This is a genomic window from Bradyrhizobium sp. UFLA06-06 (assembly GCF_054820065.1).
On sequence record NZ_JADFUD010000003.1, the window covers coordinates 102,391 to 125,993 of the forward strand.

At 63.8% G+C, this 23,603-nt stretch carries 32 protein-coding genes; 2 read left to right on the forward strand and 30 right to left on the reverse strand.

Going from position 1 to position 23,603, the window contains the following annotated elements; genetic code table 11:
• Positions 1-26 precede the first annotated feature (26 nt).
• Positions 27-731, forward strand: coding sequence for a Crp/Fnr family transcriptional regulator (locus IF803_RS03615; RefSeq protein WP_461191288.1), 705 nt, complete (start codon positions 27-29; stop codon positions 729-731).
• Positions 732-738: 7 nt separating this feature from the next.
• Here IF803_RS03615 and IF803_RS03620 read toward each other — a convergent pair whose 3' ends face one another.
• The 20 genes from IF803_RS03620 to IF803_RS03715 all read right to left on the reverse strand — a co-directional run bounded on the left by IF803_RS03620 (position 739) and on the right by IF803_RS03715 (position 15,882).
• Positions 739-1,263: a DUF1833 family protein gene (locus IF803_RS03620; RefSeq protein ID WP_461191289.1), complete on the reverse strand. Its 525-nt coding sequence runs from the start codon at positions 1,261-1,263 to the stop codon at positions 739-741.
• Positions 1,264-1,266: 3 nt separating this feature from the next.
• On the reverse strand, positions 1,267-1,638 hold the full coding sequence (locus IF803_RS03625) for a hypothetical protein (protein WP_461191290.1): 372 nt from the start codon (positions 1,636-1,638) through the stop codon (positions 1,267-1,269).
• A 3-nt stretch (positions 1,639-1,641) separates the two neighbouring features.
• The gene (locus tag IF803_RS03630; protein WP_461191291.1) at positions 1,642-3,855 is read right to left on the reverse strand and encodes a hypothetical protein; all 2,214 of its coding nucleotides are present in this window, start codon (positions 3,853-3,855) and stop codon (positions 1,642-1,644) included.
• Positions 3,855-4,163 carry a phage tail assembly chaperone gene (locus IF803_RS03635; protein ID WP_461191292.1) on the reverse strand — a complete coding sequence of 103 codons (309 nt, stop codon included), beginning with the start codon at positions 4,161-4,163 and terminating at the stop codon, positions 3,855-3,857. The genes IF803_RS03630 and IF803_RS03635 overlap by 1 nt, the downstream gene beginning before the upstream one ends.
• A 53-nt stretch (positions 4,164-4,216) precedes the next feature.
• Positions 4,217-4,678, reverse strand: a complete 462-nt coding sequence (locus IF803_RS03640; RefSeq protein ID WP_461191293.1) for a hypothetical protein — start codon at positions 4,676-4,678, stop codon at positions 4,217-4,219.
• A 105-nt stretch (positions 4,679-4,783) separates the two neighbouring features.
• Complete coding sequence (locus tag IF803_RS03645; protein WP_461191294.1) at positions 4,784-6,001, reverse strand: phage tail tube protein; 1,218 nt, start codon at positions 5,999-6,001, stop codon at positions 4,784-4,786.
• A gap of 21 nt (positions 6,002-6,022) precedes the next feature.
• Positions 6,023-6,478, reverse strand: coding sequence for a hypothetical protein (locus IF803_RS03650; protein WP_370144732.1), 456 nt, complete (start codon positions 6,476-6,478; stop codon positions 6,023-6,025).
• Between the two features lie 14 nt (positions 6,479-6,492).
• Complete coding sequence (locus tag IF803_RS03655) at positions 6,493-6,960, reverse strand: hypothetical protein (RefSeq protein ID WP_461191295.1); 468 nt, start codon at positions 6,958-6,960, stop codon at positions 6,493-6,495.
• Positions 6,960-7,250, reverse strand: coding sequence for a hypothetical protein (locus IF803_RS03660; RefSeq protein WP_461191296.1), 291 nt, complete (start codon positions 7,248-7,250; stop codon positions 6,960-6,962). Before IF803_RS03660 ends, IF803_RS03655 begins: the two co-directional genes overlap by 1 nt.
• Positions 7,250-7,627 (reverse strand): hypothetical protein, encoded by a 378-nt coding sequence (locus IF803_RS03665; RefSeq protein WP_461191297.1) that lies wholly within the window; start codon positions 7,625-7,627, stop codon positions 7,250-7,252. The genes IF803_RS03660 and IF803_RS03665 overlap by 1 nt, the downstream gene beginning before the upstream one ends.
• Positions 7,624-8,019, reverse strand: a complete 396-nt coding sequence (locus IF803_RS03670; protein ID WP_461191298.1) for a hypothetical protein — start codon at positions 8,017-8,019, stop codon at positions 7,624-7,626. The genes IF803_RS03665 and IF803_RS03670 overlap by 4 nt, the downstream gene beginning before the upstream one ends.
• 7 nt (positions 8,020-8,026) lie before the next feature.
• Positions 8,027-8,386, reverse strand: a complete 360-nt coding sequence (locus IF803_RS03675; RefSeq protein ID WP_461191299.1) for a phage fiber-tail adaptor protein — start codon at positions 8,384-8,386, stop codon at positions 8,027-8,029.
• The gene (locus IF803_RS03680; protein ID WP_461191300.1) at positions 8,386-9,006 is read right to left on the reverse strand and encodes a head-tail connector protein; all 621 of its coding nucleotides are present in this window, start codon (positions 9,004-9,006) and stop codon (positions 8,386-8,388) included. Before IF803_RS03680 ends, IF803_RS03675 begins: the two co-directional genes overlap by 1 nt.
• 63 nt (positions 9,007-9,069) lie before the next feature.
• A complete protein-coding gene (locus tag IF803_RS03685) occupies positions 9,070-9,519 on the reverse strand; it encodes a hypothetical protein (RefSeq protein WP_461191301.1) in 450 nt (149 codons plus the stop codon).
• A gap of 102 nt (positions 9,520-9,621) precedes the next feature.
• The gene (locus IF803_RS03690) at positions 9,622-10,935 is read right to left on the reverse strand and encodes a phage major capsid protein (protein WP_461191302.1); all 1,314 of its coding nucleotides are present in this window, start codon (positions 10,933-10,935) and stop codon (positions 9,622-9,624) included.
• Positions 10,936-11,065: 130 nt separating this feature from the next.
• The gene (locus IF803_RS03695) at positions 11,066-11,935 is read right to left on the reverse strand and encodes a S49 family peptidase (RefSeq protein ID WP_461191303.1); all 870 of its coding nucleotides are present in this window, start codon (positions 11,933-11,935) and stop codon (positions 11,066-11,068) included.
• On the reverse strand, positions 11,928-13,157 hold the full coding sequence (locus IF803_RS03700) for a phage portal protein (protein WP_461191304.1): 1,230 nt from the start codon (positions 13,155-13,157) through the stop codon (positions 11,928-11,930). Before IF803_RS03700 ends, IF803_RS03695 begins: the two co-directional genes overlap by 8 nt.
• Before the next feature lie 116 nt (positions 13,158-13,273).
• Positions 13,274-15,031, reverse strand: a complete 1,758-nt coding sequence (locus IF803_RS03705) for a terminase TerL endonuclease subunit (RefSeq protein ID WP_461191305.1) — start codon at positions 15,029-15,031, stop codon at positions 13,274-13,276.
• A complete protein-coding gene (locus tag IF803_RS03710; protein WP_461191306.1) occupies positions 15,031-15,522 on the reverse strand; it encodes a hypothetical protein in 492 nt (163 codons plus the stop codon). The genes IF803_RS03705 and IF803_RS03710 overlap by 1 nt, the downstream gene beginning before the upstream one ends.
• A gap of 78 nt (positions 15,523-15,600) precedes the next feature.
• Complete coding sequence (locus IF803_RS03715) at positions 15,601-15,882, reverse strand: HNH endonuclease (protein WP_461191307.1); 282 nt, start codon at positions 15,880-15,882, stop codon at positions 15,601-15,603.
• Positions 15,883-16,146: 264 nt separating this feature from the next.
• Between IF803_RS03715 and IF803_RS03720 the strand changes: the two genes are divergently transcribed.
• A complete protein-coding gene (locus tag IF803_RS03720) occupies positions 16,147-17,154 on the forward strand; it encodes a PAS domain S-box protein (protein WP_461191308.1) in 1,008 nt (335 codons plus the stop codon).
• 214 nt (positions 17,155-17,368) lie between these two features.
• Here IF803_RS03720 and nusG read toward each other — a convergent pair whose 3' ends face one another.
• From nusG to IF803_RS03770, 10 genes are all read right to left on the reverse strand, one after another.
• Positions 17,369-18,082: a transcription termination/antitermination protein NusG gene (nusG, locus tag IF803_RS03725; protein ID WP_461191309.1), complete on the reverse strand. Its 714-nt coding sequence runs from the start codon at positions 18,080-18,082 to the stop codon at positions 17,369-17,371.
• Positions 18,031-19,287, reverse strand: a complete 1,257-nt coding sequence (locus IF803_RS03730) for a helix-turn-helix domain-containing protein (protein WP_461191310.1) — start codon at positions 19,285-19,287, stop codon at positions 18,031-18,033. The genes nusG and IF803_RS03730 overlap by 52 nt, the downstream gene beginning before the upstream one ends.
• Before the next feature lie 55 nt (positions 19,288-19,342).
• Positions 19,343-19,579, reverse strand: a complete 237-nt coding sequence (locus IF803_RS03735; RefSeq protein ID WP_461191311.1) for a hypothetical protein — start codon at positions 19,577-19,579, stop codon at positions 19,343-19,345.
• A gap of 244 nt (positions 19,580-19,823) precedes the next feature.
• A complete protein-coding gene (locus tag IF803_RS03740; protein ID WP_461191312.1) occupies positions 19,824-20,129 on the reverse strand; it encodes a hypothetical protein in 306 nt (101 codons plus the stop codon).
• Positions 20,126-20,320, reverse strand: coding sequence for a hypothetical protein (locus IF803_RS03745; protein WP_038380096.1), 195 nt, complete (start codon positions 20,318-20,320; stop codon positions 20,126-20,128). The genes IF803_RS03740 and IF803_RS03745 overlap by 4 nt, the downstream gene beginning before the upstream one ends.
• Positions 20,317-21,708, reverse strand: a complete 1,392-nt coding sequence (locus IF803_RS03750) for a hypothetical protein (RefSeq protein ID WP_461191313.1) — start codon at positions 21,706-21,708, stop codon at positions 20,317-20,319. The genes IF803_RS03745 and IF803_RS03750 overlap by 4 nt, the downstream gene beginning before the upstream one ends.
• The gene (locus tag IF803_RS03755) at positions 21,705-22,094 is read right to left on the reverse strand and encodes an ABC transporter permease (protein WP_461191314.1); all 390 of its coding nucleotides are present in this window, start codon (positions 22,092-22,094) and stop codon (positions 21,705-21,707) included. The genes IF803_RS03750 and IF803_RS03755 overlap by 4 nt, the downstream gene beginning before the upstream one ends.
• Positions 22,095-22,135: 41 nt before the next feature.
• On the reverse strand, positions 22,136-22,621 hold the full coding sequence (locus IF803_RS03760) for an HNH endonuclease (RefSeq protein WP_461191315.1): 486 nt from the start codon (positions 22,619-22,621) through the stop codon (positions 22,136-22,138).
• A complete protein-coding gene (locus IF803_RS03765) occupies positions 22,621-22,887 on the reverse strand; it encodes a DUF2312 domain-containing protein (protein ID WP_461191389.1) in 267 nt (88 codons plus the stop codon). The genes IF803_RS03760 and IF803_RS03765 overlap by 1 nt, the downstream gene beginning before the upstream one ends.
• 145 nt (positions 22,888-23,032) lie before the next feature.
• A complete protein-coding gene (locus IF803_RS03770) occupies positions 23,033-23,335 on the reverse strand; it encodes a hypothetical protein (RefSeq protein WP_461191316.1) in 303 nt (100 codons plus the stop codon).
• Positions 23,336-23,603: the final 268 nt, after the last annotated feature.

Consider the following 23,603-nt stretch of genomic DNA (forward strand, 5'->3'; position numbering starts at 1 on the left):
CTCTTAATCAAGCTCGGAGCTCTTGGATGCCCATTGAAATGATGGTCCGCAAATTGCGGTCACACTCTGAGTTACCCGACGAAGACGTCGAGGCCCTGCGTGCCATCATCGCTCCGGTAAAGCACATGTCGGGAAATGCGCACATCGTGCGAGAGGGTGAGCTTAGCACTCAGTGCTGCGTGCTCATGAGCGGCTTCGCTTACAGATCTAAAGTTTCTGAAAATGGCAAGCGGCAAATTCTGTCTTTTCATATTGCCGGTGACATGCCCGATCTTCAAGGCTTGGCCATAAAGCGGATGGACCATGATCTAATTACACTCTCGAAAGCAACAGTCGGATTCATAAATCACGATCGGCTCGAACAGACGCTCAGCACACGGCCCGTCTTAACGCGTGCACTTTGGCGAGAGACACTCACGGATTCGGCACGGTTCCGGCAGTGGATCGTTAACCTAGGAACGCGAGATGCAGCCGGTCGAATGGCGTATTTGCTTGCCGAATTGCGGCAGCGGCTTGCTGCGATGGGACTGGTTGCTAACGAGCAGTTTGACTTCCCAATCACCCAATCGAAGCTAGCCGATGCACTAGGCCTTAGCGTCGTGCATGTGAATCGGATCCTTCAGGCGTTCCGAGCCTCGGGCGTCCTGGATTTCAAGCGCCATATTGTCACGCTTCGCGACCTTGAAAAGATCGTTGAACTTGGAGGATTCGACGAACTAGGGGCAGACTAGCGCCGACTTATGGCAGCAGGCTCGGAAACTGGATATAGTCGTAATTCTTGGTGAGCCGCGGAAACCGCTTGTTCTGCAGGTTTTTCACCATGACCGTTCCGGTCAGCGACGCCCCGACCATCCGCACACTGCGCAGCTCGAATTCGATCGGCCCATAAGCCGGCTCGGTCAGGTCGCTGCCGAGATACTCGCGATAGAGCACCTGGATATATTCCCGCGTGCCCTGCGCCGCGCGGATCTTCGGCACCAGCTCGCGGTTGACGTTGTCGATCTTGATCGTCGTCGACGGCGGCTGCCCTTCCTTTTGCTCCGGGTAGCCGGCCTCGAAAGGACACGCGATGAATGTCACGGTCTCGCCGGCGTTGCGCGGCGCGCCGGCCTCGAGGCCAAAGGCCATATCGTCGCCGACATTGGCGACAACCCGCGCCGGCTGGTCGAATGACGACTGCCAGAGCTCGAGCGTGTAATAGATCCGCGCGCTAGGCGGACAGGAGGCATAGGCCTCGAGCAGCGCTTCATTGTGCGTCGGCATGGGCTAGAGGTCGTAAACGCGCAGCGTCATGCGGACGTCGACCTGCCCCGGATTAGGCCAGCTGGCGATCAGCGTCGAGCCCGGCTTGATAAACTGGCAGACCTTGTTCGCCAGCGACGTTCCGAGCCAAACGTCGATGGTGAAACGCGCCGTTCCGAGATTGAGCGTGGTCTTAACCCACTCGACGAAAGCGTCATAATCGTCAGCGTAAAAGCGAACGGTCTGCGACACCGTGCCGACATTGTCGCCAGGCCGCGGACGTTGCCGCGTGTTGCCCTGCTCCATATCGGTCGCGATCGGATCGCGCGACCGCTGCAGATTGAAGCCGTCTTTGAGGATGACGGCGTTTGCGATTGGGAATGCCGGCAAAGCCATTGCTTACTGCCCCGTGAACGGTTTGACGCCGTACTGGTCGCCGAGCACGCGGCGGCCCGTGCCCGTCGACAGCGAGTCGCCGACCGCGCCGTCGACCATCTTGCGCAACGTCACCGTGATGTCGCCGTTCGGCGCCTGCTCGACCACCGGGGACGCATCCGTGTAATTGTTGATGGTGACTTGCGGCGGCTGCCCGCCGCCGGCGCCGGCGCCGAGCGCAGCCATCTGACCAGGCGTAAAGACGCCCTCGCCGCGCTGCGCGATGATCGGAACCTCATTGCCGGCGATGCCGCCCGTGTGAAAACGCGGCGCGTCGTCGAAATAGGCGCCATGGATGTAACGGATTGACGTCGGCTCCGAGCCGATGATGCCGCCCGTGTGGTAGAGCCCGCCGAGGCCTCCGCTAAAGCCCGTCGACGACGTTGCGCCGGCGCCCCCTGCGCCGCCGAGCGAGAACAGGCCGAGACTGCTGGCCGCCGATTGCAGCGACCGCATCAGCGGCTCGACGATCGTGATCTTGATAATCATCTGTTCGATCGCCTTGACGACAGCATTCGACATGTCGGTAACGCCCCGGCCGACCGACTTGGCGCCCGTGGTGAGGTCGGTCAGACCGCTGACCAGGTCGCCCTCGATCGAGGACGAGATCCCCTTAAAGGCATTGTTGGTACGGATCGCAGCCGCATAGGTGCTATCCAGCGCCGCCGGCACGTCGTTTCCATAGATGCCCTTGAGCTGCGAGGCGATCGCGACGTCGTCGGACGACAGAAACGCTGTCTTGCCGCCGAAATCGATCTGCGAGCTCGCCTTGGCTCGCGCCAGGGCGTCCGCAGCAGCAGCGGCGCGATCGCGCAGCTCGGCGAACCGCGCGGCCTGGTCGGCCGTTTCTTTGCCGCCGTTAGCCTGCACCGCGGACGTCTCGGCGGCCGTCGCACGGAAAGCTGCGAGTGCGGCATCGCCGAGCCCGACCGCCCTCGTATCGGCCTCCTGGACCTCGGTATGCTTGCGCAGTGCGTTGATCGCCCGGTCTACCGGATCTTCCCCCGTGTCTTTGCTCGCAACGTTGGACCGCGAACCGAACTGCAGGCCCGTAAGGCCTGCCTGCATCGACTTGAGCGATGCCGCCTGGTTCTGCCAGGCCCAATCGCTTTGCGCAGTGCTCGTGTCAGTGATCGAGGCGCCCGTCCCGGCGTACCATTTGATCTCATCCGGCGAGAGAGATCTAAAATTCGCTAACGGCTGGTTGCCAGCGACGACGCCGAGCAACTTGACCCAACCGTCCCAGAGCGAGCCCGCATTCGAGAGCTCGTCAACCGCCTGCTTGGCCTCCGGCGTGATATCGATCCTAAGCCCGACCGTTTGATCCGCGTTGGGTCCGCCGACGCTGTTGGACAAGGCGCTGAGCTGCTCGTTTGCAGCCTTCTCGATCGAGTCACGGTCGAGCAACTTGAAGAATTTCGCCGCCCGCTCGATCAGGTCATCCATGACCGGCAGCAGGCTCGCGGCAGCCTCTTTCATGTAGAGCGACCACCGCACCGAACTCTTGCGCCACTCCGCATCGAAATCGGCGGCCCTCTTGACCGTCTCGTCGTCGATGGCGACGCCGGCGGCCTGCGCCTGGTTACCGAGATCCGCCATTGCGCCGGCGCCCTGCTGCAGCAGCGGCACCCATTCCTTGGTAAAGCCAAGCATCTGCGCGATCGCGGTCGCGTCCTGCGGACTGCGCGCGCGGCTGACCAGGTCGGCCGAGATCTGCAGCAGCTGGTTCTGGCTAATCAGCTGCCCGTTTGCGTTGCGGAGGCTGACGCCGTTGGCATCGAACTCTTTCGAAAGCGAGTTAGCATTGCGCTGCGCATCGTTGAGCAGCTGCGCCGATTTCTCCAGCCCGGCGTTGATCTGGCTTTCGGTCAGCCCGGCGATCTGGCCGCTGAACTGGACGCCCTGCAGATCCCTGAGCGACAGGCCGACGCGATCGGCAAGCGTCACCATGTCGGCCAGCGACTTGTTAAAGCTGACGATATAGTCCAGCGCTTTATTGACCGTCGCCGCCGCGGCGACAGCGCCGGCGCCGAGCGCGACCAGGCCGACGTTAAAATCGGTCGCAGCGTCCGTGCCGCGCTGCGCGGCGCCTGCGGCACTATCCATCGCCCGCTCGTAATCGGATGCGCCTTGCGTGTTCGCATCAATGACGAGCTCGGTCACGACCTGGTCGGCCATCACTCCTCCGTTTGCAGCTTTGAGTAATCGACCAGATAGAGATCATCGAGCATTTCGAGGATCTCGAGCTCCCAGGGAGCCAGGTCGGTTTGTGTTGGACGCAGGAAAGCGTCGATGTCCTGCCATTCGATCGGCGACAGCGCGAAGCCGTTGCCGCCCTTGCGCCGGCGCAGCCGGTCATAGATGCGCCAGAGGTATGTCAGCGCCCGCGGGATAGGCGGGACTGTCAGGATCGCCTCCCGCTCGGCCCTGCGTTTTGGATCTCGGGTGCGCTGGACGAGGCCCTCGAGGACCTCGCGATAGGTCACGCCGGCGTCGCCGGCCCTCGAGGACAGCAAAAAGCTGCGCTCGGCAAATGCCCTCAAGTCTGACTTGAGGGCCTCGTAAAAGCCCGCTCGCTCGTCAGGTAGTCGGTCACCTGGACGAAGAAGCTGCCGAGCTCCGGCCGCAGGAACAGGTCGACGGCGTTCTCGAGCGTGAACGGGATGGGATCTGGCGAAACGATCGTGAAGGTCGGATTTGGCGACCATCCGACGATGCGCCGGCAGACCTTGGTCACGTTCTGCCGGCGCCGATCGGCGACCGTCTCATCCTCGGTTTTCCACTTGCGGCCGTTGACCTGCGCGAATTCGATCGCCTTTTCCTTCTCGATCGCATCGCGGGTCGATTCATTGTTGAGAGCGATCGTCTGCGGATGCGCCGGACCGGCGAGCTCGATCAGCCAGCCGATCGGCGTATCCGTGCCGGGCTTGCGGATCTGCAGCGTGAACGTGTCGACGGGCAAATGTGCGGAGAGATCGAGGATTGTGGTTGCGGCAGTCATTGTCGGTTTCCCTTTTGTCGGAAAGGTTGGCCGCAGGGTCCGACAACCCTGCGGCCGGTCTCGTGAGACATTCCATCGGCCTGGTCGGCGCCGATCACCCAAACGCTACGCAGCAGTAGTCTGGAACGAGATCATGCTGTTATTGCCGGTCGCCGAGGTATCGATACCAACCAGCGCCGGCGGGATCTGAATCGTCTGCGTCCGACCGCCGCCCTGCTTGGAGAGCGCCGAGGGATCGACGCCGCCGAGCGTGAAATTTGGCACCGTGATCGACAAGAAATTTTTCGGCTCGCTCATATCGTCGACGGCCAGGATGTTCAGGGAGTACTGCGTTTCGCTGACGAAATCGGCGAGCAGCTGCAGATCCTTGCGCAGCATGGTCAGGTTCAGCGAAACGCGCAGCGGACCAGTGAACACGTCCGGCGCATATTTGATGTTGCCGGAGCCGAACGCATCCGGCGCGCTCGGCTGGATATCGAGCGACAGATCGAACGAGGTCAGCTCGACCAGGTCGACGCCGCCGAGGCGGATGGTTGCGTCGACGACGGCGAACGGCGTTCCGGCCGTCTCCGCCGGGTTGGTGAAGTATGCGGCGTCCAGCGGCCGGATCTTGCCGGTCCCGATGCCGCCCGGATCGAACGTGATGATCCCGTTCGGCGCCATCGAAAACTTGCCCGTACCCCAGACGAAATCGTCGAGCACGGTCGCCTTGCCGATGTCGCTCTCGAATTCCTCGATCCCGAAATAGCGCCGGACCAGCTGCGCCGGGTTGGTCAAGCGCTTGCCCGGCCGCGTGAGCGTGCAATTCGTATCCGGCGCCGGATTGACGATCAGCGTCTCCGGCACCGTGATCTTGTTCGCGGAGAGCGCCGAGATCCGCAGGTTTCGGTTATTGTTGCCGGCGTCGGGCAAATTCGCTGCGCGGAAGATATCCCCGACCTTGAAGCCCATGGCGATCGGCGAGCCAGAGGTAAACACGATGCCGTCTGCGACCGTGGTCAGCGACGTGAAATCTGCCTCCGTCTTGCTAAATGCCGTCGCATCCCAAGTGCCGCGCATGATCGCCTCGAGGACCGCGTCATGCGAGCCGAGCCACATTTCCGAGTTGTAGCTCGACGAGGTCTTCTGCGTGCCATGCCGGCCGCGGATCGACATGCCGTCGTTGCGGATCGTCTGCGACTCCGTGGCAGCTTTCGACAGCTTGGCGCCAGGGCCGCCAGTGATCGGCAACACGGCAGCGCCGGCGCCGCCCGCCGCGATCTGGCCGAGGCCGGCCTGCGCCTTATAGGCGATGCGGCCAGCGGAATTGCTTTGATAGACCATGCGATCAGTCTCCTGTTTGGATCAGCCGATGAAAAAGAACTGGAACGGAATCACGACGACCAGGCCGAACCAGTTGCCGTCGTCGGAGGCACTGTCGCCGCCCTGGACGGTCGGCCCCTCGCCGTTCTCGCCCCAGCAACGCACGCAGGCGCCAGGCTCGGCGTTGTAGAACGTCGCGTCCTTGAACAGGTCGCCAGCCTGGCCGGCGAGCGCGAGATGCGCGGCGAACCCGTAACCCTTCGGCACAAACACATGCACGAAGATGTTGCCGGTAATCAGCCAAGTCTGGTTGCCAGGCGTGCCGACGCCGCGCTTGCGCCGCAGCGTCTCGACGACCTCGAAATAGCACCAGGGCTGCCCCTGCGGCGGCCAGGGCGTCTGCGGCGGATCTTCATTCTGGAACGAGCTCGGCGCCGCATTGAAGCCAGCTTCATAGCGCGCGCGCATCGCTGCGACGGCGCCGGCGTAATCAGCCATGGGGATTTTGACCTCTAGCGTGCGCGGATCTCGAGGGCCGGCTGACGAACCAGCGAGGCCCGCCGGGCCTTGTCGGACATGCGGCGCCGGCCGGCCTTGATCTGCTTGGAAAATGCGGCATAGGCCGCGATGTCGCCGAACCGGACCGGCATGAACGTGAACTTGACCGCAGCGCGGTTGCCGTATCGCGCGGCGACGATCAACGCTGTCTCCTGGTAGATCTTCGGCGCGACCTTCATTTTCATCCGGCCGGTCTCGATCTTGCGCGCGTAAGGGACCGGGTTGGAAATGTTGATCTGGTCGCCGCGCCGGAAGGCGGAAACGTCGCTGACGACGTGACCATTCAGGAAAACCGTGTGGTTATCCCGGTAGAGACCGGGATGCGGATCTCCGACCGAACCGACCGGCGACCGTTGCCGCAGCGTCTCGAGCGCGAAATCGACGATGTCCTGCATCGCCAGATAACGGAAAACGATGCGCATCAGCCGTCGACCGAGACGATCTCGTCATGCGGCCCGGTAACGATCTCCTCGACCTCGGTCGGAACCAGATCGTTGAGCGCATGGTCCTGCTGCTCCTGGTTGATCCGGTCGAGCATCTTTTTGCGCGCCTTCAACAGCGCGCGCTCTTTCGCCTCCTGGAACGCCTTGCGCGCGTTGAGGCCGGCCAGGTCGCCCGTGATGACAAATCGGGCCTCCTCGCCGGTCGAGATCCCATTGCGCGCGGCGTCGAGCTTGCGCTGATAGTCGGCCTCGTCGAATACCTTGCCCATCAGCCGCGGACCTGAATCTCGAGAGCGATGACCTGCCCCTGAATCCGCCTGGTCGCGTCGTCGACGCCCTCGATACTGACCTCGGCGCCAGCGATCACCAGAAAATCGCGCTTCGACAACGGCAGCATGGTCGACAAGGCAACCTTGCCGTCCGGCACCGGCGCCGAGGGATCATTCAACAGGATGACGTGTCGATCGCCCTGCTGGATCTCGCCGACGATATCCTGCGGCTGATAGCCCTTGACCTTCGCCAGGACGGCCGCCTCTTTCGCAACCGCACGCGCCGGCCCGACGCCGGCGTAACGGCGGACCAGGACGGTCTCGCCGTTCTCCTCGAGCGCGCGGATATGCTGGTCGAGGGACTCGTCGGGCGTCACTGACCGTCAACCTTGCTGGTAATGACCTGGCCGACCTCGGAGCCGCTCGAGCCGGCCTCGCCATCGTTTGGGCCGCCATTGTCCCCCGCGATCATGCTGCCGAGCAACTGGTCGAGCTGCGCGGAGTTGTTCTCGAGCTCGCCGGCGTGCCCCTGCAGCGCCTTATGCTGCTCGTCGATCTTGTCCAGCACGCGATCGTAGCGCTGGCCCGTGACGCCGATATCCGCCTCGAGCTTCTTTGCCCGCGCCAGGCGCGAGCGCATGCCGGCGAGCTCGATCGGCCGTTTGATGTCGATCATGTCGATTCCCTCCAGGATCTCCGGATGCCGCTCGAGCAGCTCGAGCCGCAATTTCAGATGCGCGATCGCGACCAGCGCCGTGACGCGGTCCATCGCGAGCTCATTTCGCGCGAATGCGCAGCTTGACGACGCGCTCGAGCTGCTGCCCTTTCGCCGTCTCGATCCGGTTCGCGATGGTGTAGACGCGGCCGAGCTCGCCGCCGGTAAGCGTCACCAGGGCGACGGTCGCCGAGCTGCTCGAGGCGCTGGCGACGATGCCCTGCGGCAGCACGTAGCTAGAGGCCTTGATGCCGTCCGCCGGCGTCACGGTCTCGCCGGCCGCCAGGCGCGTGCGCTCGGCCGCCGAGAGCAGGACGTCGGACCAATCGAAACCGCGCTCGACGACCTCCTCCGGCGCCTTGGCCGGCCAGAACAGCAGCGTCCGCGCGCTGCGCGGCGCATTGAGGATGCGATCGGCCATCACCAGACCTCCGACAGCATGAGCAGCGAAACCGCATCGGGGATCAGGGTTTTGACGTCCGGCGACAATTGCCAGGCCTTGTCGCTGACGCCGATGACGAGATCACGGACCAGCGCGGGATTTGTCTCGCCGACGCTGTAGAGATGCCGGATCTGCAACAGGATGCAGGTTTTGACGACCGCCGGCAGATCCTCAAGATCCTCGTAACCGGCGTCGAATTCGATGACGATCGGCTCCGGCGCATGCGAGAATGCGAGCGGCCAGGACGCGCCGAACTTCGGAAAGATGCGGACGCTTTCGCCCGCGGTTTGCACGACATAGCTCGCGGGATCGAGCGTCTGCTGCGTCTCGGTCGCCCAATCGACATACTTGATCGAATGGACCGCGTCATAGGCGACCGGCGCGATCGGGATCTCGATCACAGGCCGCCAGCACGGCAGCACCCATTGGAACGTCCGCGGCACAAATGCGCGCTGGACCAGGGCCTCACAATGCCCCGTTGCCGCACCGATCAGGCCGGAGATCAAAGCGTCGGTTTTCGTGCTCGAGACGCGCAGCTGCGCCTTGGCCTCGTCGAGTGTGACGGGATAGCCCGCCGGACGCTGAGAGATGCGGAGCATGTCGGAAAGCCCTGCCGGAAGGGGAAAGGGCGCCTCGGCCTGGTGCGGCCGAGGCGCGCTGGATCAGCCGACGACCTCGTCGACGGTCGCCGCATCATTGTCGGTTGCGAACCCGTACCGCGCATCGAAACCGAGCACGGAACAGCCGACCAGGCTCGCGGCAACGGCCGGCGTCACCGACACCTGGAAGAAGCCAAAGCCGCCGTTGATGTCGAGATCTTCCTGCTTGAGGTTGACCAGGACCTGCTTGTTATCGTCGGCGCCCGCTTTCGTGAGCTGCGTGATCACCTTGCCAACGATGTCCTTTGCGCCGGCGCCGGCGGCCGACGTCGCCTGCTGGATCTTGGCGTCGACCGTCGCTGCGGCGCCGAGAGCGCCGACCGAGATGACGGCCATATAGTTGTGGAACTTGCCGGCATCGATCCAGCCCGTGGTAACCGCGGCAGCGGTCGATTGTGGGTTGATCGAATCGACAACGCTGACGCGCTGCGACGGTTTGAGATTGGTGTGCATCTGCACTCCTCATGGTTTCGGGAAACTGGAACGCGGCTGTTACTCGCGCCGGCCAGGTCAGGCCGGCGCGCCGTCATTGCCTGACGAGCTCGCCGAGCCCGATCAGCGCGCCTCGAGTGCGACGAAATGCGATTTCGTATTCGTGCCCTTGGCCGGCTGAACCGGTGCCGACAGGTAGGGCTGACCGCCCATCCGGAAGATCCAGCGGAAGGCGGCAAGGTTGTAGTCAAAAAACAGATGGATCGAGGCGGCGAAATCGATGCCGCCGCCGGACTTGGTCGCGAGCGCATAGCCCGAAAGGTCGACGCAGGTCAGATCGCCGAGATCTCCGAGCGTTGCACTGTGCTCGTTGAAGATCAGCGGACGGCCGAGGAAAACGCCGCCGTCCGGCGCGCCGGCGAGCGGCTGATTCAACGGCAGCCAGGCCGGCACGTTGCCGATCGTCAGCTGACCGATCTGCGGCAGAATGTCGGAATTGCCGAGCCACATGGGACGGCCGCCCATCCGCAGCAACCGCGAATACATCTTGAGGACGTTGGGGACCGTGATCGTGTCCGCGGCCTGGCCGCCCTCCTTTGCGACCGTCACCAGCGCCGGCGCGTTCATGAAGCCGAGCGGCTTGCCCTTGCCGTCCCCAGTCATGACCGCCTCAAACGCCTTCCAGCGGATCGCGTTGGCGGCCTGGTTAAAGATCCGGTTCTGCAGCCGCGGCGCATCGTCGAGGACCTCCTGCGAGGCCAGCACGAAGGCGTAGAGCTCATGCAGCTGGACGATCTCGCCGGTCATCGCGGCCTTGTCCGCAATCATCTGCGTGCCCTCAGAGCGCCAACGCGCCTGGACGCCGGAGGCGCCCCAAGGCGTGGTCTCGTCCTTCGCGATCGCGATCGAGTTGCCCTGCGTCGGCTCCGGATTGCAGAAACCCAGCAGGTTCTGGTCGTCGAAAACGAGCGCCCAGATCTGCTCGCGATACTCGGTCGGCACCAGGAAGCCCTCGCCGCTGCCGCCCTGGTTCTGCTGGAAATTGGTCGGCGCCGCGCCGAGACGCGGATCGAGGCCGCCGCCGGTCATTGCGGTCCGAACCGAAACCGCGAATTCTGCGACGCTGCGGAAACCGCCGGTCCTCTCCGGATTGATATCGTTGACGACGGTCGCCAGGGCCGGACCGCCGAGCGCGGTCGAGGAGCCGAACAGCGCGGTCCGGCGCAGCTTCTTTTCCTCGGCGGCGATCTGCTTGTCGAGCTCGGCGACCTCGGCCTCGAGCGCGTCGACCTTGGTCTCGAGCTCGCCGACCTGCGCGGTCTCGGCGTCGGTCAGGGTTGCCTTGCCCTGCAGCGCATTGAGCTGCTCGAGCGCGGTTTTGCCGTCCTTTGCCTTGTTGGCGCGGGCCTGGCGCAGCTGCTTGATGTCCACTCGCATGGATCAGTGACTCCTGGTTGGTTTTGGGTTTGCCTGGACGGAGAAAGAGCCCGCGTTCCCGCTGTCCAGGCGACGGCGCGGGTCGAGCAACTCAGGAACTGAAAAGGAGGAAAGCGGCCTCGGCGGCCGACTACTCAAACGCCAGCGCCGATCGCCGGCGCGAGCTCGGCCGCGGCGCGCGCTGCTGCAACATGCCGCTGATGACCTGGTCGAGCGTGGCGATCCGGTCGGCCATGCCGCGCGCGACGGCCTCGCGCGCGCCGACCATGCGGCCTTGGCCGAACTCCTCGCGGACCCTGGTCTGCGTCACGCGCCGGCCACTCGCGACGGCCTTGACGAAATCGGCGCCGGCCTCGTTTGCGCGGCCCTGCAGATAGGCCTGCGCGTCATCCGACAACGGCGCGAACGGATGCGCCTCGTTTTTCAGCGGCGACTGCTCAGACCGGACGATCGTCATCTTGAGGCCGACCTGGTCGAGCCAGCCGGAAATGTCCTGGTGCATAATCATCGCGCCGATCGAACCGACGTCGGCAGACGGCGCCATGACGAGCTCAGTGCCCTGCGAGCCCAGCCAATAGGCCGCCGAGCCCATCAATGTGTTTGCAATCGCGACAACCGGCTTTTTGGCCGCCGCCGCGGCGATCGAATTCGCGGCCTCGACCGTGCCGGCAACGGTCCCGCCGGGACTGTCGACGTCGAGGATGATGCCGGCGACGTCCTGGTCATCGGCAGCACGCGTGACCTGCGCCGCAATGCCGGAGAGGCTCGAGCCGAACCAGCTGCCGCGCGGCGTCAGGCCGCCGGCGACCGAGACCAGGGCGATCTTGCCGGCCGAGCTCGCTGCCTGCGCCGCGGCGGCTACAGCCTGCGCCTGGCGCTGCTCGGCCCGCGCCAGGCAATCGGCGAGCGCCGAGACCTCGAGCGCGACCAGGGCGTCGATCGACGTGATCTGCGTCAGCACCTGGCGCAGATCCGGCGCAGCGGTTTCAATCCTAATCATCGTTGCCGTCCTTGTTTGGAGAGCTCGAGCCGCCGCCGGCGCCAGCCTCGTCGTCGACGCCCTGCGCGCCGCCGGCGGAGTCTTTTGTCAGCGGGTTTTCGTAGTCATTGCCGCCGGGATCGGTCCGCGGCGACATGTTCTCAAATCGCAGAATGTCGTTTGCCGACAGCCATTCGCCCTGGCGGCCGATCAAGTAAGCCCGATAACGATTCAGCAGGTCGCCGCGCAGCAGGCCGAAAAAGTTGAACTCAAAAAACAGATCGCCGTTTTCGTTGTCGAGCAGCAGATCCCGCTCGACGCCCTGCTCGATCTCAATCGCGAGCGGCGCCACGCAACCGACGACAAAATCGAGCGACTGCTGCTCGACGTTGTTATTTGTCGCGCGCTTGAGGCGCGACGCGCGATGCAGCGGATAGCTCCAAAGGCCGAAAACCGCAGTGTCGGCCGCGTCCTCGGTCTCGAGCAGCTGCGCCTCGGAATTCGTCACCTTGATCGGGTTATATTTGACGCCATGCGTCAACAGCCGGTCCTTGTGCCGGTTCATCCCGGTCCCGGCCGCGCGCCAATTCTCGAGAAACTCGTTTCGGTCGGCCTTGTCCTTGAACACGCCGGGATGCTCGAGCGTGCCGCCGGACTGGCCGTTGTTCTTAAACCAGATGTCGCCGTAATCGTGCACGGCGATCGCGCGCGCAAAGACATGCCTCGCGCTATGGAAAATCGGCTCGCCGAGCAGGCCATCCTCGCGCAGCGGATTCGACCGGATATGCCAGAGCTCGTCGTCGCGGTAAGTCGTCTGTTTCAGCTGCGCGCCTTGGACGATCGTCGCCGGCGGATTGAACGTGTAATACAGGCGCCCGTCGACGCCGCGCTCGACCATCGCGAGCCGGCGCGGATGCAGCCATTCGAGGCCGCCAACCGCGTAATATTCCGACGCGCGCGGATCGCCCGGCGGCAGGATCGCGCAATAGGAATTGCGGTAGTACGACACGTTCCAGGCGAGCTCGCCGACGAGCTCGGCCGGCGTCTGGCGAGCGTTCGGGTTCGCCGCAAACAACCTGGTGACAGGATGATCCGGCAGCGCCTCGCGCGCGCCGTTCGCGCCGCGCCGATAGACCGACGCCGGGAGCGATTTCATCGCCGAGGAAAGGCCGTGACGGACGGCCTGGACGGCGCCGAGCTGGCTGACGTTGCTGTCAGTAACCTCGACGCCAGCGAGCGACATGCGACCGCCAAAATCCGCCCAATACTGCGGATCGCTCATGTCGCGTGGCGCGCCAGGATCAAACGCGTTTGCGACAGCGCGAAACGCCGAGCCTAGCCCGCTCCGAACAATTCCCATCAGATCACCGTCAGGATATCAGCGCCGGTCACGAGCAAACCGGCCGTTGGATTCCAGCTCATGAGGATCGCGGCCTCGAGCAACGCGATAAACGGGTCGATCTTTGCCGAGCCGGCGACCTGCTTGGTCACCATGTCCGCGTTGCCGCGGCGCTCGGTCTTGGCGTTACCGACTACCCAGGACATGAGCCCCTGCCCGGCATGCCAGAATGTCGCGTCGGCGAGCTTGAAATCGAGGCCGTAGACGGCCGGCGCGAGTGCCGAGCCCTGCAGCAGACGTCGCAGCATGTCGTCGGTCACGCCGACAGCGGTCAAAGCCTCGATAATCGCCGCCGCCTGGTTGGGATCGATGCCGACGCCGTTTTTCTGCGGCAGCAAGCCGCTCGCGACGATGCGAGCGACCAGGACGCCGAGATCCGCGATCGCGTCGGCCATGTCGACGATCGTCAGCGACCCTTCCTCGACGAAATCCTGCAGCTGGCTCGCGATGTCCTTCCGCCGTTCCAGGACAATCGGATCTGCCCATGCGTAGGACCAGGACAACCAATGGCGCGTACCGCGCTCGCGGCCGATGACCGCCAGGCCGAGCAGGTCGTCGCGCCCGCCCGAGTCGATTCCGATCGTGACGACGTCGCAGCGCGCCAGGATCGCGTCGAGATCAAGCCCTTTGATGACCTGTGCATCCCAGAGATCGGCACCGCCCCAGCCCTCGTTATTGATGCCCTGGCCGATCTCGATATTGAGATGTTGCGACGCCCAGATCCGGATCGCCTCCTCGCCCTTGTCGCGCTCACCTTCCCAATCGGCGACGAGCTCCGCCAGGGTCGGACCGGAGCGGCCGAGGTTCGGCATCACCATCGGCCAGTTGACCGGGTCCATCCAGCGCGGCTCGACGCCCTTTTTCCGCTCCTCGCGCGTCAGCGTCGCGATGTCATCCGGAAACTCGTAAAGCAGCGGCAACATCGGCCGAATGACCTTGCCGCGATAATTCCCGTCGCGGACGTTGCGCGCAAATTTCAGCTCGGACTTGAAAATTCCGGCCGGAATGTCGTCGCTTTGCGTCGTCGTCATGACGAGCAAGCCCTCCGGCGTCTTATCGAGGCCGCCGCGGATCTGGCGCAGCACCTTTGCGCCCTTCGCGTTGAATCCGAGCAGATGGATCTCGTCGAGCAGCACGAAAAACAGGCCCATCGCGCCCGTCAGGATGTTGACGTCGAAGGTTTTGACCTGCGCCTCGGCCTTAGTAACGAGATCCTCGATCATCATCTCATGATCGTGCGTGCGAAACCGCCGCTTGAGGTCCGGCGACTCCTCGATCATGCCGACCGCCTGGTCATAAGCGCGCGTCGAGATCGCCTGCGTCGGCCCGACGAACAACGCTTTTCCGCGCGGCCGATAGTTCATCAGCATCGCGACGATCAGCAGCGCGGCCGAGTTGGTCGTTTTTGACGAGCCTTTCGGCACCAGCGCGAGAATGTCGCGGATATACCGGACCTGGTTGACCGCGTCCCAGCTGCCGAAAGCCGCGCGCACCAGCTCGCGAAACCAGGGACCGGACGCCGTCCGCATCTTTGGCTTGCCAGGCACGTCCGGCAGCTGGATCTCGTCATAGAACGCCTGCGCCATGTCCGCCTCGCCTGCGAACAGCGGCATATCCGGCATGAGCGAGCGGCCGTCGCGGATGCGTTCTGCCCAATCGACGCGCGACAGATCCCACGTTGCGGCGGCTGGCGCCGCAGCCTCGATCGAGGTCTGCATCAATGCGAGGTCCCTGCTTGCTGGCGCCGCATCATGAGCTCGCCGAGCGGCGTGCCGACGTCGGGCTGATGCGCCGCCGCGAGCGCCGCGGCTTTCTTGCCGATCTTCTCAGCCGGCTTTTCCGCCGGCGCGGCCTTCGCAGGCTTCTGCGTCTGGCCGTACAACATGAGATCGTTGCGCTCGAGATACTTCTGGAATTCCCGGATCGCCGAGACGTTTCCGGCGTTGACGCCGTCCATCAACTTGACGCCGACCTGCGCGACCAGCCGATCGCGCGCGACGTCCTTAAACTTGAGCTCTGAAAAATAATGCTTGCGCAGCGTCGGCTGCGTGATGAAAAGCGCCGCCGCGATCCGCTCATTGCTCCAACCGAGCGCGACTAACAGGCTGACGCGATTCCGGTTTTGCTGGTTGGCGACATGCTCCGGCCGACCGCGCCCGCCCCAATTGGCCGGCACAGGATCGCCGAACAGGTCCAAAACTTCAGCCATGATGAAAAAAAATCCGTCAATGTGAGATGGGCCGGTCCGGGGAGGCGCATCGGCGAAGGAATTGCCCACCCCCTACCCTCAGTCCCAGACGCCGCGCGTGTGCAAGCTAGTCTGCTCCTCGCGCTGCTTGTCGCGATTGTGACAAGCCTTGCAGAGCGTCTGCAGGTTGGTCTCATCCCAGAACAGGCGCTCATCGCCACGATGCGGGATGACATGGTCGCAGACCAGCTGTGACGTGTTCGGCTCGACCCTGCCGCAGGCCTTGCGCTGGCACGTGTAGCGATCGCGCAGAAAGATACGGAGACGTAGCGCCTGCCAGCGCGCGAGCTTGTACCAGGCTTTCCAAGATTGCCGCGGCATTCCATAAAAGGAAAAGCCGACCACCTTGCGATGATCGGCCTGGAGTCTAGCAAGGAGATGCCGTCCTTTGGAGGACTCACGGCCGCTCTCGGATCGCTAAAGTTGACGGATAGGTTAAACGCGGATGATGGGGCCTCAGTTGGGGTCTTTTTGGTTCCAGCTCACGTCGACTTCCGCTGCTGGCCCAACGGAGGCATTTGGGCCTTTTTGGTGCTATGATTAGTCGCCAACGGCAGTGCAGCATCTACATTTCGGGAATTCTCATTGAAATCCAAAGACCAGTCGGGACTTCAACGCAGGCCTCTCGTCAACGAGCCGGCTCGCGAACGCGCCGAGCGCTTGGCCAATTTGCTGGCCTCCATAGTTGAATCCAGCAACGACGTGATCGTTAGCAAGAATCTAGACGGCATTATTACAAGCTGGAACAGGGCGGCCGAGCGCATCTTTGGCTACTCGGCCTCCGAGGCGATCGGTCGGCCCATTACGCTTGTGATCCCGGAGGACCGACTGAGCGAAGAACGTGAGATCTTAACGCGCATCCGACGTGGTGAACGGATCGACCACTTCGAGACGGTTCGGCGACGTAAGGATGGTGGCTTAATCGTCGTTTCTCTCACTGTTTCTCCCGTCAAAGATGCCCACGGCAACATCGTTGGCGCATCGAAGATTGCTAGGGATATCACCGAGCAAAAGCGGGCTCAGGAGCAGATTGCCATTCTCGCTCGCGAGGCGGAGCACCGAAGCAAGAACATCCTCTCGAACGTACAGGCGATCATCAATCTTTCTCGGTCCGACACTTCCGAGGGCCTCAAGGAGGTGATCAGCGGGCGCATCCAAGCGATGGCAAATGTTCACTCGCTGTTCGTTGAAACGCGCTGGATAGGCGCCGAAGTCTCGGCGATTGCCAAGCAAGAACTCGCCCCTTATCTCGATGAACACGGCACGCGGGTTCGGATGGACGGTCTGCAAACCGTGTTAGAGCCTACCGCGGCGCAAGCGATTGCTGTTGTCCTGCATGAGTTGGCGACCAATGCTATCAAGTATGGAGCGCTATCCAACAAAAGCGGCCGGATAGAATTGGACTGGTCCCGCGCCGATGATGGACAGCTGGTGCTCCGCTGGACCGAACTAGGCGGGCCGAGGGTAGAGGCGCCCCAACGCAAGGGCTTTGGTAGTCGCCTCATCGAAGGAACGATCAAACCACTCGGCGGCAGGTTGCGCTTTGACTGGCGCTCGGAAGGGCTTAATTGCGAAATCGCCGTTCCGACGTGACATACCAACCACACTTGCTTCGCTGCTCTTCCATCGTGGCACTTCCGCTCATGGCTCGAAACCGACATGCAATGGCTGCCAAGCCGACATACGCGCCCCTAGCTGCGTTTGCGGCGTTCGATTCAGTAAGGAGGTTGAGGCGCGCTTCGCGCGTCCGCCTGGAATCAGGCTCCGCACTTTTAGTCGAGCTGCCGCGCATGCACCGCACCGCGAATTAGTCGATCAGCTCGATCTGCGCCTCGGTCAAACCGCTTACCTTGACGCCGTGCTTTCCGTCGCTGACTAAGACGGTGAGTCGGCCTTTTGAGTCAATTCGCTCGATCAGCGCGCGAAAGCCGGAGAACAGGCCCTCGGCGACGCGGATCTCGCGCCCTACCCTCATTTCGGTTTGGTCTTTGACCTCGGCGACACTGATGAAGCCATAGCGCAGGAACAGCTGCGCCAGAGCCCATCGCCGGCGCGACGGCAGCATGTTCTCGATCTTGACGATATCCCGCAGCAGCTGCATTTCGGTCGCGTTGAGCCACGACCGCAGCTCGCCAAACTCGAGCAGATTGTCGACGTCCGGAATGCTGCGGATCTCAGCGAGGCGACCGAGCTCGAAGTCAGGCAGGAAGATCAGGCCAGGCAGAAACGGCTTTTCAATCCTGCGGCCAAGATGCGGGCGTCGCGCCGACTGGCCGCTGCCGCGCTCGACGAAATGCACGACGGTCGGCGACCAACCGCTGATGCAGCGCTCGCCGAAAGCCTTGATGACCTTGGCATCGCGACCAGGCATGACCTGCAGCACGCGCCAGCTCTCCGGCATCGCCGGCACCGACAATCGACCGGAGGCCTCGACATAGCCGACGATCTGCCCCATGCGGTATTGCATGTTCATTCGCTCTCCCCTGCGACTTGCCACGTCCCATCGCGGCGCGGCGGCCACGGCGCCGGCACGCGAAAGCCCTGTTTTGACTTCCTCAAACGGAAATTCGGATTCGACGACGAAATGCCATGGACGCTCGGATCAAACGGCTCGAGGAATATCCGTTCGGCCTGCGGCTCGGCGCCGGTCCAGAGCGCCAGGCGATCGCGCCAGGCGGCAAACTGCGGCGTACCGAGGTCGACGACCTGCCAGGCCTCGCGATCGGCGCAGGCAAACTCGGCCATCGCGACCAGGTCAGCCCGCTCCGCAAGCTGCGTCCAGATGCCCTCGCCGAGATCCTGCTCGCGGATAGTGCGCAGCTCGCGCCGCTCGGCGATCTGCATCGCCACCGCCAAGCCCTTGAGCTCGTCGCCCTGCACGAACCGCCGTTGCGGCGGCGCTGCCTTTGCTGGCGCGGCACCAGGCGCCGCGAATTCGCGAAAGCCACGCGTTCGCACCCAGAGATGAAAATTCATCGGCCGGCGTTGTTTGAGCTCGCGCAGCTTCGCCATGTAGAGCGACACGGCATGGCCGCACCAGGCGCGATCGTCCGGCGTCAGGAGGCGGAATTCCTCGAGCGCCAGGTCGCGTCGCATGATCTCATGCCCGACATAGCCCTCGAATGCCGCCGCGAACTCGACCGGCTCGCCTTCCTCGATCGCCTTGTGATCGTCCGGAAATCCCCCGGAGGGGGACTTAGGGGGATCTTCCGGTTCAGGTTCAGAGATTAGGTGGTCGCACAGCTGCGAGGGCTGGCCGAGGGCTAACGGAGTCCTAACCGTTTCGGCGTCGGAATTTAGCCCTTGCTGCCTGCTAGGGCTAATCACCCTTGAATTTGCAGGCGTTTCGTCAACGTAGCGCCGCCCGGCGGCCCTCGCCTCGATCGCATCGGTATCGGCGTCGACCAGCAACCGGATCAGATCCGTGGTGCGCTTGCCGCGACCTTCGCCATTGCGGCGGCCGTTCTCGTCGAGCCATTGCGCCGTCCGGCCAATCGCGCCGACCTCCTCGAGCCAGGCAAGCCGCCGACGAACCGTGTCCTGCGACAGATCGCAGTCCGACGCCAGCGAGGGAATGCCGACCCAGCAGAGACCATCGCCGTCGACATACTGCCCGATCGCGCGCAGGACGCTTTTTGCGTAAGGGTTGCCGAGCTCGAGATTGCGCGCCCAAGCCGTCGCCTCGTCCGAGGCGATGCGTCGCGCCCGCTTTTTCGCGGTCGTCATAACTTTGATTCCTGATGAAAAAGTCGGTTCAACGCGACGCAACAGCACTGAATTTTCACGCTGCAGGCACCTGCAGGATGTGGTCGGCGATCTCCTCGCCGGTCATGCGCGACGGCGCGCCGACCTCGACCGCACGCGCCAGGCGAACAAGCCATTCCGGCCGCAGGCCGCGCGGCGACAGTTCGCCGAGTTCTTTGCCCTTGACGACCAGCCAGCAGATCGCATCTGCGAGCCGCGCAGCCTCCGGAGTTTCCGCGGTCAGCGCCCGCAGCACGGGCCCGGCGCGGCTCATGTCTGCACCTCGAGTCGCGCGTCACAAGTCGGCGTCGCATCGCAGTGGATGCGCTCCTCGTCACGCCAGTATTCCGTCCAGTACCGGTCGCGCCCGCCCTCGAATTCGTGCCGGCCTACCTTCACCATCTCGCAGCGAAAGCAAGATTGCTCGGTCTTGAGCGGAAATCGGACCTTCTCGCCCCAACGGTGCCGGGTCGAGCCCGGATTGATGTTCGCAACTTGCGAAGTTTCCGTCGCTGGTGTCACCGCTCCGCCTCGCCCAGCAGATCGCCTTGCTGTTCGATCTCGGCGCCGCCGGCATAGCGCGTGGCGATCAGCGCACGTGCCACAAGGTGCCAGACGTGGATTCGTAGCCGCGGGTAGTCCCTCACCTCGCCGGAACGCTGGCAAAGACCGCGATCGAGATCGTCTCGCGATCGGCCGCGCAGCGTCTCGACAGCGTAGCGGCCGATGGTGCGCGTACCGCCATTATTGCGGATGCGCATGCGCGCGATCTCAGTCACCTTGTTCGTGATGGCGGAATGCAGCTCGACCCGAACGACGATCATTGCCTCAACGCCCCTTTAATGCGCGCCTCGTTCTGCTGCAGCCATCTCAGCGTGTTCGCGGCGGCCTCGAGGCCATCGCGTTGGTACTGCGCAGCGGATGGATTCAGCTTGGTCCTCGCGCCACTGCGTCGATCTTTGATCTCGGTCTCGACGGCGGCGATCTGGCGGGTCAGCGAGATTCTGTCCGTCATACGCGCGGCTCAAGCCTTGGCTGTCCCGTGCGCTGGCCCGATATTTCGGCCGTCACCGGCTGACGGCGCAGAAACGCCGGAATGTCGAGGCCATCGTCGTTTGAATTGACTCCAGGTCGGTTCGCCGGCGGCCCGGCTGTATCGGCGCGGCCGGCAGCGACGGCGACGCCCGAAACGACTTCCCCGATCGGCAACGAGGCAACGCCGGCCCAACGGGCTGGAGGATCGCCGGCGTGAGTTCCGGCGTCCGCTAACTGTGAAGCCGGCGCGGCCTGGTTGCCCCATGCACTCCAGCCGGCCGGCAAAGGATTCTCGGCGTCGACGCGCGCGAACAGCTCGAGCACCGGCACGCCGCCGCCCATCGCCGCGATCATTCGCCGGTAATGCTCCGGCTTGCGCGAGTGACCGAGCGGCCTCGAGCGCTCGCGATGGTTGGAGCCGAACCTTTCACCGCTGGCCGGTTTCGGCAGGCCCTTGCCGCGCTTGAACAGCAGCAGCAGCTCGTCCTGGTCGCGCACCAGGACGGCGCCGCCGGCCTCGTCTGGATGCTCGTCGTCGTTTTTCGTCCAGACAAAGGCCGTCGAGTAGGACTCAAAGCCCCACGACAGCGCGACCGCCGAGGCGAGCGGCATCTGGCAGCGGACCTTGATGACCTCGCCGGCCCGCAGATCCGTCGCCTCGATCTCGGCCTCGTGCCAGGCGAGCAGATGCGCGCGCGGAATCCAGAGAAACAGCCAGGCGTCCGGCAGGACCATGTCCTTGACCGGCAGCTCGCAGATCTCCGACCACGGCAGGGTCGGATAATGGTTCTCATAGGAACGGCTGGTGACGCCCTGGTTTCGATGCCACGGCGGATCTGCGTAGATGATCGGGTACTTGCGGCCGGTCGGTTGTAGCGCCGAGACGTCAGAGAGCGCCTGCGCCACATTGCGGCGATGCTCACGGCCCTTTTCCTCGGCGGCGACCTTGGTCAGATCCATCGAAACGCGGCCCTTTGCTGACCGCATCTCGCTTTCGTGCTGGACGAGCGCGCTCTCGAATTCGTCGGGTTTCATCTCGGCGATCCGCTGCGCGCGCGCCGACAACTTCCTGTCAATGCCGGCCTCGGCCAGCGTCGCCGGCCGGTCTACCTGTTCCCGCTCGGACTGGTAGGGCTGGCCGCCCCTGGCGAGCCCGACCGTTTTCTTTTGCTCGCGCACCAGCTCGCCGAGGCGGCGCTCGGCGCGAAAGCGGATCTTCGCCGCGTGGACTTGCAGCTCCACGTCCTTGGCGACCTGCCCGGCGAGCCGGATCGCCTCCCATTCGTCGCGGATCTCGAGGACCTCGTCGACGGCGACAGCCTCGGCCAGGGCACGGCGCGCAGCTTCATAGCGAACGAGCTCGGTCATGACGCGGCGCCCTCCTCGTCGTTGAGGACAATTGCGACGCCGTCACCGCATTGAGCAATCGCCGCGACGTTGCCCTCGAGCATGTCCAGGTGGAGGTTGATCGCATCGTCGGCGATAGCGGTCACCTTGTCGCGCGTAGCAACGGAGAACGCCGCGAGCCTTGCCGCCGTATTCCGCCGGACCGAGATCAGCACGCCCTCGCGGCCGAACCCGGCGATCATGCCGCCCTGCGTCACCGTCGACAACTCGCCGCGCTCGACCAGGCCTTGCATAAGCCGGTTCGCATTGTTCGGCGAGCAGCCCATCGCATCGGCCAATGTGCGGCGCGACGGCATCACGCCATGTCGGCCGACAAACTCGGTAATCGCGGTCAGCGCGTCGACCATGCGACGGGTCAGCCCCATGCCTTCGGATGCGGGAACGTCGGTCAAAACGGAACCTCCTGCGGAAACGGGATGTCGTGAACGCGCATCAGCTCGAGGACGATCTGCTCGAGCGAAGGGATCGCCGCGCGCGGCCGACGGTTCTTCATGTTCTGCTTGTGGGTGCACCAGGCGAGATTGTCGTCGCGGTTGTCGAGCGTTTGCCCGTTTCCGTGGTCGACGTGATGCGTCCGCATGAACCGCTCGGAGCGCGGATCTCGCACGATCTTGATCTCGCGGTGTTGCCGCAGTGTCGCCCGATCAGGCCCGACGTTGCGTTTCGCGTAGAGCTGCCAGGGCGTGCGCGAGCCCCAAGACACGTTCCAGGTATTTTTCGACAGCCAGTCGTAATCACAGGCATCGACCAGCGACCAGACGTTATCGCGCGCCGACAGGATGATCCGGCGCCACGGCGTCAGCCCGGAATCGAGCAGGCGCTCGATCGAGGCGATCTCGCTCGGCCGCACCGCGCTGGCGAAAGAGCCGTGCATCACAGCATCCCCAGCGCCTGCATGTAGGTCTCGAGGATCGCCTCGTCAGCCTCGCGGTCAATCGGGTCCTGCTGTCGGATTCTGATGATCGCGCGCAGCGCCTTGACGTCGAAACCGTTGCCCTTTGCCTCGGCGAACACGTCGCGGATATCGTCGGAGATCGTCTTTTTCTCATCGGTCAACCGCTCGACCCGTTCAATGATCGATTTCAGCTGGTCTTTGGCGATCGTCGTCGCACGGGTTTCTGCGGCCGGTTTCTTGGTCATCGGCGCACCCAGCGAAATCCGGCGCCGATATCGACCTGTGCGTCCTGCTTCGGCCAAGCGATAGCGCTCAGAACAGCCGCTAGACCGAGGCCGAGAAAGATGCTCATCAACGTGTAGAGCTGCGGGTCTGAAAGCCGCTCTGTGATCATGGAATGATCCCTCTCTCCAGCGCGGCAAGCCGACGCTGTGCCGCCTCCATGTCCACGCGCGCCTTGGCGATTTCGTAGGTTCGGCGCATGGCAACCGCCCACGGCTGATTGCTGCCCCTTGTCATGGTCAGGAGCACGAGGTCGCCAACGTCGCTGTTGATCAGCCGGTCCAGCGCCTCGAAATCCGGCGCCGCCTTTCCGGTTTTCCACCGGTAACAATCGCGCTCGGACCGTCCCGTCCGAACGTGCATTTCCCAAACAAAATCAACCTTGAAGCGCTTCTGCAGCACGTCGAGCACGCGCAGCCATGATTGACGACTTCGTCGCGATCTACTGACGACTTTGTCAGTGGCGGGATTTGACTGTCCCCGCGCGGGTTTTACGCTGCGGGTCATGTGTTCAGTTGCTCAGCGTTTTCTGTACGGGGACCGACCCCGACCCAATCATTTGGAGTCACGTCGCCAGCCGTCAGCGCGAAAATGGTTGCCATTGCGGCGTGGTCAGGCTCTCGCTCGCCGCTGCGGTAACGGCGAACCGTTTCACCGGACCAACCCGCCCTCCGGGCGA